Source organism: Enterococcus sp. AZ129 (genome assembly GCF_051714505.1).
In the GTDB taxonomy this organism is placed as follows: Bacteria; Bacillota; Bacilli; order Lactobacillales; family Enterococcaceae; genus Enterococcus; species Enterococcus faecalis.
In genome coordinates, this window is record NZ_JBIORY010000001.1 from 2,340,198 (window position 1) to 2,353,526 (window position 13,329).

General features: G+C 35.3%; 11 protein-coding genes, 1 tRNA gene and 1 pseudogene. 3 read left to right on the forward strand and 10 right to left on the reverse strand.

Translation table 11 applies throughout. The annotated features are described in order from the left end of the window. Nucleotides 1-50 precede the first annotated feature (50 nt). The 3 genes and pseudogenes from IGJ90_RS11410 (at nucleotide 51) to IGJ90_RS11420 (ending at nucleotide 3,359) form a co-directional block, all read left to right on the forward strand. Nucleotides 51-626, forward strand: a complete 576-nt coding sequence (locus IGJ90_RS11410; protein WP_002356327.1) for a DUF805 domain-containing protein — start codon at nucleotides 51-53, stop codon at nucleotides 624-626. Between the two features lie 90 nt (nucleotides 627-716). After that, nucleotides 717-2,279: pseudogene (locus tag IGJ90_RS11415) on the forward strand (hypothetical protein); the annotation flags it as partial. Nucleotides 2,280-2,426: 147 nt separating this feature from the next. Beyond that, complete coding sequence (locus IGJ90_RS11420; protein ID WP_438768334.1) at nucleotides 2,427-3,359, forward strand: DUF4950 domain-containing protein; 933 nt, start codon at nucleotides 2,427-2,429, stop codon at nucleotides 3,357-3,359. Nucleotides 3,360-3,618: 259 nt separating this feature from the next. Here IGJ90_RS11420 and IGJ90_RS11425 read toward each other — a convergent pair whose 3' ends face one another. From IGJ90_RS11425 to vanR, 10 genes are all read right to left on the reverse strand, one after another. Further along, nucleotides 3,619-4,683: an FUSC family protein gene (locus IGJ90_RS11425; protein ID WP_438768136.1), complete on the reverse strand. Its 1,065-nt coding sequence runs from the start codon at nucleotides 4,681-4,683 to the stop codon at nucleotides 3,619-3,621. A gap of 255 nt (nucleotides 4,684-4,938) precedes the next feature. Beyond that, complete coding sequence (locus tag IGJ90_RS11430; protein ID WP_010713122.1) at nucleotides 4,939-5,190, reverse strand: hypothetical protein; 252 nt, start codon at nucleotides 5,188-5,190, stop codon at nucleotides 4,939-4,941. An 89-nt stretch (nucleotides 5,191-5,279) separates the two neighbouring features. Continuing rightward, nucleotides 5,280-5,369, reverse strand: a tRNA-Ser gene (locus IGJ90_RS11435). Nucleotides 5,370-5,464: 95 nt separating this feature from the next. After that, nucleotides 5,465-5,614: a 50S ribosomal protein L33 gene (gene rpmG, locus IGJ90_RS11440; protein ID WP_002356321.1), complete on the reverse strand. Its 150-nt coding sequence runs from the start codon at nucleotides 5,612-5,614 to the stop codon at nucleotides 5,465-5,467. 125 nt (nucleotides 5,615-5,739) lie between these two features. Beyond that, a complete protein-coding gene (locus IGJ90_RS11445) occupies nucleotides 5,740-7,875 on the reverse strand; it encodes a peptidoglycan D,D-transpeptidase FtsI family protein (protein WP_002359399.1) in 2,136 nt (711 codons plus the stop codon). Between the two features lie 163 nt (nucleotides 7,876-8,038). Next, nucleotides 8,039-9,976, reverse strand: coding sequence for a threonine--tRNA ligase (gene thrS, locus IGJ90_RS11450; protein WP_002359397.1), 1,938 nt, complete (start codon nucleotides 9,974-9,976; stop codon nucleotides 8,039-8,041). Between the two features lie 396 nt (nucleotides 9,977-10,372). Further along, the gene (locus IGJ90_RS11455; RefSeq protein ID WP_002356318.1) at nucleotides 10,373-10,552 is read right to left on the reverse strand and encodes a 2-hydroxymuconate tautomerase; all 180 of its coding nucleotides are present in this window, start codon (nucleotides 10,550-10,552) and stop codon (nucleotides 10,373-10,375) included. 118 nt (nucleotides 10,553-10,670) lie between these two features. After that, entirely contained in the window at nucleotides 10,671-11,381 is a 711-nt protein-coding gene (locus IGJ90_RS11460; RefSeq protein ID WP_002356314.1) for a M15 family metallopeptidase, read from the reverse strand. Nucleotides 11,382-11,478: 97 nt separating this feature from the next. Beyond that, nucleotides 11,479-12,591 carry a sensor histidine kinase gene (locus IGJ90_RS11465; RefSeq protein ID WP_002365141.1) on the reverse strand — a complete coding sequence of 371 codons (1,113 nt, stop codon included), beginning with the start codon at nucleotides 12,589-12,591 and terminating at the stop codon, nucleotides 11,479-11,481. After that, complete coding sequence (gene vanR / locus IGJ90_RS11470; protein ID WP_002356311.1) at nucleotides 12,584-13,288, reverse strand: VanR-ABDEGLN family response regulator transcription factor; 705 nt, start codon at nucleotides 13,286-13,288, stop codon at nucleotides 12,584-12,586. The genes IGJ90_RS11465 and vanR overlap by 8 nt, the downstream gene beginning before the upstream one ends. Nucleotides 13,289-13,329: the final 41 nt, after the last annotated feature.

A 13,329-nucleotide genomic window follows, 5' to 3' on the forward strand; every position in this document is an offset into this window, starting at 1 on the left:
TTTATTACTTTCCGTTATAATCATTTTATTAAATACAAAGGGGTGTTTTTATGGTTAAAATTGAGGAAAAAGGTAAAGTAACATTTGGACAAGCTTTTAAAGATTATTTTCGTGGATATGTTGATTTTAAAGGTCGGACCACACGTGCTGGTTATTGGTGGATGACATTGGTATTAAGCATTTTAGCACTTATTTTTTATATTGCCATTGTCGGCAAAGCCGTGTCAGCAATTTTAGCAGCTGAATATTTTGAAACCTATGATTTTGGAAACTTATTACCGTTAATGCTTTTTGCACTTGTTTTATGGTTAGCTTTATTATTACCAACGTGGGCAATGTGTGTACGTCGTTATCGTGATGCTGGGATGACAGGTTGGGGCGTGCTTGTTTTATATCTACTTTCTATTGCCTGTAGCTATACACAAGTTTTCTCTGTTATGTCAACACTGAAATATGATGTTCAAACAGATACTGTGATAACAGGTGGCAGTCCCGTCTTCTTATTTTTCACTCTTGTGATTAGTCTGTTTTTCTTCTTACTAACAGTCTTACCGACAGATAAACTAACAACAACTAGCCAAAATAGCGTCTTACGCTTCTTCTTCCGTTACAAAGAAGTGAAGTAAGGAAAAGTTTTAAGCCTTTCTTTTAAAAGAAGGGCTTTTTTCTTATTTTAAAATCTTTATGATAAAATAAGAACTAGTCTAGCTAAAAAAATGGAAGGAGAAAATATGGCTACTTTTAAACGGATTCTGAATCTAGAAAATTATATTTTTACTTTTTTTATTTTATTTGTCTTTTACGGCGCAATTAACTCTCCCTATTCTCTGGTAAAAATTCTTTGGGAAAAGCCTAAGCACTTGCTTGTTTTACTTCCTCTATTAATTATTCTATTGTTGATTATTTATAAAAACAAAAAATTTCTTTACACTAAGATTCAAGCGCTCTGGCACTTAATAAAAACCCATGATCGTGTGGTTATTATTGGTAGTTTGGTCAGTTTATTTTTACTGCAACTTTTACTCCTGACGCAGATTACTGTGCCGATTGGCTGGGATGTTTTTGACAACTTTCATAGTATTACCACTGAAAATAGGGATTATTCAAAAATCGTACTTTCTTTAAACCCCAATAACGAATTTTTCTTTTTCATGATGTATTACCTGAATAAATTTTTGCGTTTCATTGATGTAACAGGGAGCTGGAGCAACACTTGGTTTAGTTGGCAAGTGGTTAATTGCTTGTTTATTAATAGCAGTTTATTTCTCTTTTATCATGCCTCTAAACGTGTCTTCAATCCATTAACGGCCTTCGTTGCTTATAGTTTATTTTTTCTTTCTTTCGGATTGTCTCCATGGTTACTCACGCCTTATACAGATACGGCCGTCTTATTGTTCATCAACCTAGTCTTTTTTGCATATAGCCTTTTTGAGAAAGTTTCCCCTCCCTTCGTAAAATATTGTTTATTACTGTTTATTGGGATTGGCCTAGCTTGGTGTTTTTTAATGAAACCTTCGTCTATTATCTTTTTTATTGCATTTAGTTGTATCAAAGTGCTGCAACTTCTTTTAGTAAATCGGAACAAACAGTCTATCGTAAAATTAACCGTGGTTGCTCTCTTTTTACTGACTGGTTTCGCCAGCGCATATTATAGTTTTCAATTTTTTGTGGAAAAACAAACGATTACGGAAATCGATAAAGAACAAGCCAAACCTTGGACACTTTTTGTAATGATGGGTTTGACTGGAACTGGCGGTTACAATGATGCAGATACACAAGCAGTAAATCAGTTGCCTACACAAGAAGCCAAAAAAGCTTATACCATAAAAACGATTCAAGACCGTTTAAAAAATAAAGGATTCTTCGGTTATCTCCGTTTTCTGGCTCAAAAAAATCGTCATAATACTGCCAATGGTGATTTTGACTGGGGTTGGGATGGCGGTGATTTAATCCCAGAAACACCTTCTAAAAATCGTTGGCAAGAACACTTGCGGTCACTGTATTATCCGCAAAATCCCAAAAGTAACTATCTACGAATTTATATGCATTTTTTCTATTTACTCACATTACTAGGTCTATTGTTCAGTATCCCTCTAAAAGATTCAAAAAATAACTACGCGATTTTAAAATTAGCTTTCATTGGAGCTATTCTGTATTTATTGCTCTTTGAAGGCGGCCGCTCTCGCTATCTAATCCAGTTTATGCCGTTTTGGTACTTGTTATCAGCGAGTGGTTGGCTGGGGTTGAGAGAGATTCGAAGATACAAAAAAATAGAAAAGAGGATTGAGTTAAAAATGAAAAAAAGTTTGCTGGGGTTGATTGTTTTTTTATCCTTACTGACCCTTACTTCTTGCAGAAATAAAGTGACCACAAAAGAGCTAATGGCAAACGAGTGGGCCGTAAACTCCAACGTTGATGAAGTAGTAATGATTGTATCATTCAGCGAAGATACCGCTACTTTCAAAATCAATACAGATGAACACACATCAACTGCAAAAAATGATTTGGAAAAAGCAGGCGAAGAATTAGGTAAACAAATTGCAAATAAAATAGAATACAAAGTCAAATACCATCTAAAAAACAATCAAATTCGTTGGGAAAATGAAGGAAAAGAAGTAGCTTACAAGATAAAAAAAGAAAAGCAAAATCTACTTTTCACTCCTATTAAGACAAACAATTCTGATAACCAAGCAAAACTAGTTTTGAAACCTTACACAAAGAAAAGTATTGATTCTTCCACTCAAAAAGATAAAACGGAAGAAACCAACTCTAATTATCAAAACGTCTCATCTGAAACAAACCAATCTACCTCTTCATCTACTACTAAAGAACCGCTACCACAAGTTAGCTTAGCTGATTTTATAGGCGGTTGGGGTATTCCTCAAAGTGATAACTTATTTTTTATAAATGCTGACGGAACACTCACTAGCATTACTCAATCGAATGTTCCTCTTCAAAATGTAAGTTTTTCTGTGGATGAGAATGGTAATCAAACAATGACGTTTCTTTTGAATAATACGCCCCGAACAGTAACGAAAAATAATGATGGTACTTTAACTGTTAATGGACAAATATACACTTATCTAGGTAATATTACGTTGGAACAATTAATTGAAAGAAATAATCAAACTCAACAAGTTTTTGAACAATCTGAACAGCAACCACCACAAAACTCTGATTCTCGTGAACAAATACAAAATTCTAAATCAGACCAACCTATATACGATACGGTACGAAGTGGTGAAGGTGGGCGACAGTTAGCCGAAAGAAATGGTTTAACCTTAGAAGAATTATTAGCATTAAATCCAGGCATTGAAACTTCTGTTTTTTATCCTGGTCAGTCATTACGAATTAAATAGAAATTTAGGTATACTAATAGATAATAGTCTATAAAAGTAGAACTGGACCATCTACCATTTACTTTGGGATACCAGTTGATGGCAATCAGTTTGACGAAGTGGAACTAGACCTTGTACCGACTGACTCAGCAAAAATTGCGACATTTGATATAGCAGTTGGGCATTGATTAACAGCATGCATATAATTTGATAATATGGAATATAAACAAAAATGTCTAAGGAGCCTAACATTCTTTCAAGAAAGAATGTTAGGCTCCTTTTATTCAGACAATTTCAGCCACTCTTTGCGATTGCAATAGGACATAGTTTTTACAAAGACAAAATGATAAAGCAAACCGTAAGCTAGCCCCAACATATTTAACAAAATTCTTAAGTAAAGACTTGTTTCTAGCCCAAATATCATAGAAGCTGCCATGATAGCACCAACACAATTAAAAATCGTTTTACTTTTATAAGATGTGCATAAGCCTAAACAAAGTCCTCCTAAAATACCAAGTAGGTTCGTTGGTATATAAAATAACAAGATAGCCGATACTAGAGAACCAATAACGACCCCTATTATTCGTTCTTTGGCTCGTTCAGACAATTTAAACGTCTCATACCCAGAAAATAATGACGAACTAGCGAATGTTGCCCACATAAAGCGGTCAATCTGAAGGTGCGTTCCTATAAAAAGTAATAAGCTAATGCCTAAAGCGTAATAACCAAACCAAATATTTCTTTGATTAAAAAAACCATTTTCTGTAACCATCTGTATAAAAGTAATCTCTTGATCCAACTTTTTATGTTTCACATGATAAACAAAAGCTAAAAGTAAATAGGCAAACACTAATACAAAGAAAGTTTGTTCTAATTGCTGAAACGATTGATAGTGAACCGTGCCAACTAAATATAAGTAGGAGAACGTATACAAGCCAGGATTACCCATTTTAGGGTTTTTACCAGTTAAGAAAAACAATGCCAGCAAGCAGATAAAATGAAGACCCAATTGTAAAAATGATACAGAAATCAGTGAAATTAGTGGACTAACACCTAGAATTGTTAACACGATTCCTAAACTAGGCAAGGCCTGTTTTTCCCTGTAGCCATATGAGACGAAACGGATACTCAACAGCAAACAAAATAATACAATTGAAAAAGGCGCTACAGCTTTTCCAAAGAAAAAAGTAATCGTCGACACCCATAAAATCGCAAACGAAACTAATAAGATATCCCTTATTAACAAGGCGCGCCAAAAATATCTCCGCTGTTTTTTAGTGTCCGCTTGATGAATTTTTTGTTTTAAAATAAATGGATCTAACTGCAATAATTGATAAAAAGTCACCTAAAATCATCTCCTAAAAATCGACTCTTCTCAATTCATTATTCCAACTTTTCCTTCTATGAAATTATAAGAAAAGTAGTTGTGACGAACATTTTACTACAACTTTTTTTCTGAATCAATACATGCTTTATTTCTTAATTCAATACCTCTCCCGATACGATTTGCTTACTTCATAAAAAATAAGCCTAGAAAAAATCAAAACGATTAATTCTAGACTCAAAATTAAATAACTGTTGAACAAAAGCTAGCGCTTTTTTACATAAACTTTTCCAACAGATCCATTTCTTTTTCTAATTCTTTTTCATCATACTTGTCATACTTACCAGCTTCGTGTGCAATTTTTTTAATCTCATGAATGGCTTTTTTTTCAACAATCCATTTCTTCATACTATGTTTTTTTGTATCCTCATCTAGCGAGTCCAACTCTTCTAAACTTGCATCCAATTTATTCAAAATGTCTGCAATTTTTGCTAATGCTTGCGCTTCTTTTTCTTCATAGTTTGACATAATAGACACCTCTTCTTAAGTATTTTTCTACTTTAAGTGTACGTCTCTGTCGTTTTATTTGCAACTAATAACTCAACTGCTTCTCGGTACGGAGGATAAGGGATTCGAACCCTTGCACGATGTTACTCGCCTAACGGTTTTCGAGACCGTCCCCTTCAGCCAAACTTGGGTAATCCTCCCTCTACATTCCATCTACAAATGAACATGTAATGAATCAATAGATAAAAAGCCTAGACCCTTACACAACAAGGATTCTAGGCTCTGTCTAACTAAATTATTTAGTTTCACGGTGTAAAGTAACTTTTCTTTCACGTGGGCAATATTTTTGTTTTTCTAAACGATCAGGATTGTTACGTTTATTTTTATTTGTTAAGTAGTTACGTTCTTTACAAGAAGTACACTCTAAAGTGATGTTTACGCGCATGTTTTCCCCTCCTACTAATAATTGATCTTTCCAAGAGATTTCTTAGACTTGAATATCATACCATTTTTTTTGTCATTTGACTACCCTTTTGGGCAAATTTGTAAAGTAGTTCTACTTTACAAATTTTATTTTTTGTACATTTCCATATACGCTTCTAAAACTTCTTTGGCAATCGTTTGATTTGGTTTGGAAGATTCATCATTTAAGTGTGGTAAAACAACGCTAATTGCAATTTCAGGATTTTCGTACGGCGCATAAGCCACCAAGTTACTATTAACCGTTGTATGGTTTACTCCATTAGCATCTGTTGCTTGCGTTTCGGCGGTCCCTGTTTTAGCAGCAATCGAAAACTTGTCTGATTTTAAACCACGTGCAGTTGTAAAAGGACTAGTTCCATTTACTACATTATAGAAACCTTGTTGAAGAATTCCTATCTGGTCTTCAGAAATATTCACCTTATTCAAAACTTTTGGTTCAATTTCTTTTAAAATTTTTCCTAAAGCTCCATTTTCATCATTGCCATAGATTCCTTCTACCACATGGGGTTGCACGCGGATACCATTATTTGCGACAGTGGAAACGTACTGTGCTAATTGTAAGGCGCTATAGGTATCATATTGCCCAAAAGATAGGTCAAGAAGATTACCGCCTTGTGGCGCAGAAGACGAATCCTTAAAGTCCTTGTTTTGAATTCCTGTTGTTTCTCCTGGTATATCAATTCCAGTTTTCGTTCCCATACCATATTCTGCAAAAGCTTTTCTTAATTCTTTAAAGACAGTGTCATCTCCTACTTCATAAGGGAAAATCATATTGGGATAATAATTCACACCCATCATTTTAAAGACTAATTTCATCATATAAGCATTCGAAGAATATTCTAACGCTTGCTCCGCAGTTAATTGCATGGTTGTTCCGCCAGAAGCATTCCACCAAGAAGCTTTTGGATTACTACCTGCTAGTAAAATAGCTTCATCTGTTAAAACATCATTGCCTTTAATGACGCCTGTTTCATAACCGGCTGTTAAAGTACCTGCTTTCACAACTGATCCAGGAACTTCAGAATTCAAAATAGGTGCTAAAGGATTAGGTGTGACTTCTCCAGTTGCTAAATCATGATGAAATCCGGACATCGCTAAAATAGCACCTGTTTGAGGGTTCATAGCAACGACATATGCATTTTCTGAGTATGGTCCAATGGTTTTGACTATTTGTGAATAGTTTCGTTGTAAAATTTCATCAACTTTGTTTTGGAAATTTGAATCAATCGTTAATTTTAAGTTGGAGCCTTTTTCCCCTTTGGAAATTGGGGTTTGTGAAACAATCTTTCCGTTATTGTCTAAAACGACTTCTGATTTTGCTTTTTTACCTTGTAGAACGTCTTCATATTGTTTTTCTAAATAGCTAGTTCCAACACGGTCATTTCGTGCATAGCCTTTTTTCAAATATTCATCGACTTCTTCGGCTGGCAATCCTTGTTTTTCAGTTGAAACGGTGCCCAACAGGCTACGTAATGCGCCACTTTGAGAATAATCACGCGTCCAATCAGTCCCTGTTGAAACACCAGATATTTCCGCTGTGTGTTCACCAATTGTCGCAATTTCACCTTCTGTTACCCCTTCATTCTTGATGAAGACCGTGTTCATTTGTGACGCTGCATTCATTCGTTTAAAAATCGTTACTGCTTGTAAGGTTCGGTCATCAAACGCAATTTCTTCAGGGGTGACTTTTTCAACGGCTTTGGCATATAATGTGCCTTCGTCCGTAATTTTGTTGCCTTTTTCATCTTCTTTATCTTGATCGGTTAAACGGGCTTGGGCTGCTTTTAAATTTTCAGGATTCGCTAACCAATAATCTTTTTTATCACGGTCCGTTAAGTTTGGATCAACTGGAACGTTAATAAGTTCGTTGACTTTATTCGCAATCGGTAAAATATCTTTTCCTTCAATATTTTTTCCTCGTGTGTAAGTGATTGCTAAATTGGCTTTGTTAGAAACCAAGACTTTTCCTTGTGAATCATAAATTTGTCCTCGAGGGGATGGTGTCGTGATTTGTAGTGAAGAATTGGCAGTGATTTTTTTGTTAAACTCTTCTCCTTCTACAATCTGTAAATACCCTAAACGAACAATTAATGAAACAAATAAAGTGAATATCACAAAAAATAATAAGTTCAATCGAAAAGGAATATGTGGCTTTCTACCTCGTTGACTCTTTGCTGCGGCATCTGTTTTTTTTATTTTATCTATAAATGAGTTTTTCTTCATACCTCTAGTCCCTTCACTAAAAAGTTTCGCATTCTCATTGTAACAAAAATTAGTCAAAAAATCAGGATTATTCCTAGCTCTAAGGAAATATTTAATTATTTTGTTGTTGAAAAAAGTCAAAAGGACTTCTGAATTCAGAAGTCCTTTTGACTTTTTCTCTTTTTTAACGGCTGTAATTGTGAACTTCAGCAGCCATGCTGTCAATGAAAATTGATAAATCTTCGACAGACGTTTCTTTGCTTCCATAACGACGGACGTTCACCGTTGCGTCTTCCATTTCTTTGTCCCCGACCACTAATTGATAAGGTACTTTTTGTGTTTGAGAGGCCCGAATTTTGTAGCCCATTTTTTCGTTACGATCATCGACTTCAACACGTAAGCCTTGTGCTTGTAAACGTTCTTTGATTTCATAAGCATACTCAGAATGCGCTTCTACAGAAACTGGGATAATAGTTGCTTGAATTGGTGCTAACCAAGTAGGGAAAGCGCCTTTGTAAACTTCTGTTAAGTAAGCCACAAATCGTTCCATTGTTGAGACAATACCACGGTGGATAACAACTGGGCGATGTGTATTTTCACCATCTTCGCCAACATAAGTTAAGTCAAAACGTTCTGGTAATAAGAAGTCTAATTGGATGGTTGATAATGTTTCTTCCATTCCTAAAGCTGTTTTTACTTGAACATCTAACTTCGGACCGTAAAAGGCAGCTTCGCCTTCTGCTTCAAAGTAATCTAATTCTAATTCATCCATGGCAGCTTTTAACATCGCTTGCGCTTTTTCCCACATCGCATCATCATCAAAATATTTGTCTGTATTATTTGGATCACGATAGCTTAAGCGGAAACGGTAATCCGTAATGTTAAAGTCAGCGTAGACTGCCACCATTAACTCCAAAGTACGTTTAAATTCGTCTTTAATTTGGTCAGGACGAACAAAAGTATGGCCATCGTTTAAAGTCATTTCACGAACACGTTGTAACCCTGATAATGCGCCAGATTTTTCATAGCGGTGCATCATCCCTAATTCAGCGATTCGAATTGGCAATTCGCGGTAACTATGAATGTCATTTTTATAAACCATCATATGGTGTGGACAGTTCATTGGACGTAATACCAGCATTTCGCCATCGCCCATATCCATTGGTGGGAACATATCTTCATGGTAATGATCCCAGTGACCAGATGTTTTGTATAATTCCACATCTGCCATAATTGGTGTATACACATGTTGGTAACCTAAGCTAATTTCTTTGTCCACAATATAACGTTCAATTGTACGACGAATGGTTGCGCCTTTTGGTAACCAGAAAGGTAACCCTGAACCAACTTCTTGTGAAACCATAAATAAATCTAATTCTTTTCCTAATTTACGGTGGTCACGTTCTTTGGCTTCCTCGCGCATTTTGATAAATTCTTTTAAATCTTTTTTATCGAAAAAGGCAGTGCCGTAAATCCGTTGCATCATATGATTGTCAGAGTTTCCGCGCCAATAAGCACCAGCTACTGAAAGTAATTTAAAGACTTGAATCCGTCCTGTTGAAGGGACGTGAACACCACGACATAAATCAACAAAATCGCCTTGATCATAGACAGTGATGATTTCATCTTCTGGTAAATCTGTAATTAATTCAACTTTGTAAGGATCATCAGCAAATAATTCTAACGCTTCTGCACGTGAGATTTCTTTACGAACGATTGGGTTATTTTCCTTCACAATTTTCATCATTTCGGCTTCAATTGCAGGTAAATCTTCCGCTGTCACAGGGGATTCCCCATTATCTGTATCATAGTAGAACCCAGAATCAATCGCAGGACCTACGCCAAATTTAATGTTAGGGAAAAGACGACGTAAGGCATTAGCCATTAAATGAGCTGACGAATGACGTAAAATTCCTAAAGCATCTTCATGATCAGGCGTCACGATTTCAAGCGAACCATCTTCTACGATAGGACGATCTAAATCGATTAAAACACCATTGAATTTACCAGCTAAAGCTTTTTTGGCTAAACTGTTGCTAATACTTTTAGCAACATCAAATGTTGTAACCCCAGAATCAAACGGTTTGACAGCGCCATCTGGAAAAGTAATGTGAATAGACATAATAAAATTCTCTCCTTTTAATTTTTTTGATTTGAAGCGTTTCATTGTGTTCCTGTTTTTCACAATGAAACGAAACAGCCACCTGTTCCCCTTGTTAAAAAACAAAAAGTCCTAGTATTCTAACGAATACTAGGACGAAAATATCGTGGTTCCACCTAATTTTGAACACAAATAATCTGTGTTCCTCTAGCGTGTTAACGGTGCGACCGCCTTTGTTTCAACAAAGGTTTCGAAAGTGGTCATCCCTTGTGCCAATCTGGAAAATTTTCAGCCAAGATTTTCCTCTCTAATAGATCGCGGGCAAGTTCAGTTGTCTTTCTCATCAATCATTTATGCACTTATTTAACCACTTATTTTCAGAAAAAGCAAGTGATTCAACAGAAATTCTCTGAAAACTTATTTTTTCCATTCGCCGCCTTGTGCATAGCGGTCTTTTTTCAATTCATTGACAATCACATGGATATTCTCTTTTGGTGCACCAGCATTTTTTGACACAGCTTCTGTAATATCTTTGACCATATTAGTTAACTGTTCTTCTGTGCGGCCTTCAATTAATTCTACATGTACAAATGGCATCTTCGTTCCCCCAATTTAAATTGCTTGTTCTGTTTGTATCATAGAGCGGGTTATGACGCTTGTCAATAAAAAATAGCCTATGTTCAGTAAAAGCTAAGATAGCTTTATTGATAAACAATTAATTATTATTTTCTGCTAAGTATTCTTCTAACGTTAGACTCGCTTTTTGAATCTCTAGTGCTGCTTTTTTACCCACATATCGATAATGCCAAGGTTCATAACTAACACCCGTAATTTCCACTTTGTCTGAAGGATAACGAAGAATAAATCCATATTTATAGGCGTTCTTTGCCAACCAAGCGTAAACTTCTTCGTCAGTAGATCGCTTACTTTGCGCATTTATATCCACTGCTAAACCTACTTCATGTTCACTAGTTCTCGGCACTGCTACCCAACTTTCAGCTGTTTCAATCGCTTCTTGTTCGCTGAATCCTTGATCTTGAAAAGCCTGTACTTTTTCTGCCATAATTTCTTTTTGCTCTTCATTTGTTCGATAACTAGAAGTGACTTCAAGATAGAAGCCTTGTCTTTTGGCATCTTTAAACATCCTGTTCAAAGCTGGATAAATTCGTTTATCCACTGCCTGTTTGTTAGGTAATTTTTTTAATTGGATTTGATAATCTTCAGGAATCTGATGCGTTTGATTTACTAATAATAATTTCCATGATTGATCGCCTTCTTCAGGAGAACTCATTTTTTCCTCTTCCTCTAAACTGAGGGCTTGCTCATTTCCTATTGAAACTATTTTTTTCTCAGCAACTTGTTTAACAGCCATGCCCACAATAAAAAGCCCTAAAATAGCGACACCAATTGTAACTTTAAATTTCATTTTTATTTCTCTCCTCTTTACTTACTTAACAAAATTAGTATAGCAAGCTAGTAAAAAGGAGCCTTCTTTTTTTTCGCAAGAATTTCTAACGATTTTCTTACAAAATCGATAAAGAAATCATAAAGGTAGTTTTTTCATTTTCGCTTTCAGCTGAAAGCACCCCGCCATGCAGCTCCACAATTTTTTTAGCAACCGCTAAACCTAGTCCTGCGCCTCCTCGGTTTGTTTGACGGGCAGTATCTAATCGGAAAAATTGTTCAAAAATTCGGGCTAATTTTTCTGGTGGAACAGTAGGGCCATGATTTGTAAAATAAATATTTACTCGTTGATTTTCATTATCAACTTTAGTGGAAAGAGAGATGGTTGTTCCTGCATAGCTGTAGTTAATGGCATTTTGAACTAAGTTATCAAAAACTCTTTGCATTTTATCGACATCAAGATGAATAGACAAAGCCTCAGTAAAATCTGTTTCAATAGTTAACTGTTTTTGTTTCAACATAGGTAAAAATTCATAACTTACTTGATTTAACATACGATCCAAGCGAACACTCGTTGGTTCTAATTCAATATTCGAGAGATTAAATCGAGCTATTTCAAAAAATTCATTAATCAACTCTTCTAAATGCTCTGCTTTTTCTAATGAAATAGCTAAATATTTTTCTCGTAATTGCGTCGAAATTTCCAGTTCATCATGAAGAAGTGTTAAATAACCAATGACTGATGTTAAAGGCGTTTTTAAATCATGTGCTAAATAAACAATCAAATCATTCTTTCTTTGCTCAGCTTCCTTCGCTTGTTGCTGGCGTAAGTTAACTTCTTGACGGATTTGATTCAACTCTTTGTCAAACTCCATTAAATTTGCTGACAAGGCTATCGGTTCTTCGGAATTCTGATAGAGTTTCCCTGTTGCCTCCAATACTTCTGTTAATTGATTGATGCTTTGCAACCATATCCGAAAAAGAATGATTACTGAACCACCTAGAATTACTAAGCTAATTAAATAAACGTAGTTCTCCTCAATTCCTTTGGCTAAAAGGTAGAGTGGATCTTCCATGCCCCATCTACGTAATCCAAACAAAAAATTACTAAAAAAATACAAGACTGCTGATAACGCCAATATTCCCAAACTAAAAAACAAAAACTTTGTTAGTAGTTGTTTAATCATTCGTTCTTTAAATTGCTGTTTTCCTGTTTTTTTCTTTTCAGTCAATTTTATACCCCACTCCCCAAACAGTTTTAATAAACTTTGGCTTCCTTGGTGGTTCTTTTAATTTTTCCCTTAAACGGCCAATATGTGCCATCACGGTATTTCCATTGTTTTCCAAATATTTTTCACCCCAGATTTCTTCAAACAATATCTCTGCTGGGACTACTTCTCCCTGACGTTCTGCTAAATACCAAAGAATTGAAAATTCTAATGGCGTTAAAAATATATCCTCCCCGTATAGTTTACTTGTATGATGTATTTTATTTATCACCAAACCATGAATATCTATTTCTGTTCCTTCTGTTTCTTGTTGTAGACTCGCCTGTGAATTATATTTACGAAAACGTCTTAGTTGTGTTTTAATACGTGCGACTACTTCCAATGGATTAAATGGCTTTGTAATATAATCATCAGCGCCTAAAGTTAGCCCAGTAATTTTATCAATGTCCTCAATTTTAGCGGTTAAAAGAATAATAGGGAAAAAATATTTTTCCCGTGCTTTTTTAACCATTTGAAAGCCATCAATATCTGGTAACATTACATCAAGTACCGCTAAATCGAACTGATTATTTGCCATTGATTCCAGAGCAGGTTTCCCTCGATAAAATTTTTCTACTTCATAACCGTCACTCGTTAAATATACTTCCAGCAAATCAGCTATTTCTTGTTCATCATCTACTAATAAAATTCTTTCTGCCATGGTTTTGCTCCTTGCTTGTCCATTTATAAATTATCTATTCA

Excerpts from the sequence above, each read along its gene's own strand:
- IGJ90_RS11410 (WP_002356327.1), top strand. The coding sequence starts at position 51 with ATGGTTAAAATTGAGGAAAAAGGTAAAGTAACATTTGGACAAGCTTTT.
- IGJ90_RS11420 (WP_438768334.1), top strand. The coding sequence starts at position 2,427 with ATGATTGTATCATTCAGCGAAGATACCGCTACTTTCAAAATCAATACA.
- IGJ90_RS11430 (WP_010713122.1), bottom strand. The coding sequence starts at position 5,190 with ATGTCAAACTATGAAGAAAAAGAAGCGCAAGCATTAGCAAAAATTGCA.
- rpmG (WP_002356321.1), bottom strand. The coding sequence starts at position 5,614 with ATGCGCGTAAACATCACTTTAGAGTGTACTTCTTGTAAAGAACGTAAC.
- IGJ90_RS11445 (WP_002359399.1), bottom strand. The coding sequence starts at position 7,875 with ATGAAGAAAAACTCATTTATAGATAAAATAAAAAAAACAGATGCCGCA.
- thrS (WP_002359397.1), bottom strand. The coding sequence starts at position 9,976 with ATGTCTATTCACATTACTTTTCCAGATGGCGCTGTCAAACCGTTTGAT.
- IGJ90_RS11455 (WP_002356318.1), bottom strand. The coding sequence starts at position 10,552 with ATGCCATTTGTACATGTAGAATTAATTGAAGGCCGCACAGAAGAACAG.
- IGJ90_RS11460 (WP_002356314.1), bottom strand. The coding sequence starts at position 11,381 with ATGAAATTTAAAGTTACAATTGGTGTCGCTATTTTAGGGCTTTTTATT.
- vanR (WP_002356311.1), bottom strand. The coding sequence starts at position 13,288 with ATGGCAGAAAGAATTTTATTAGTAGATGATGAACAAGAAATAGCTGAT.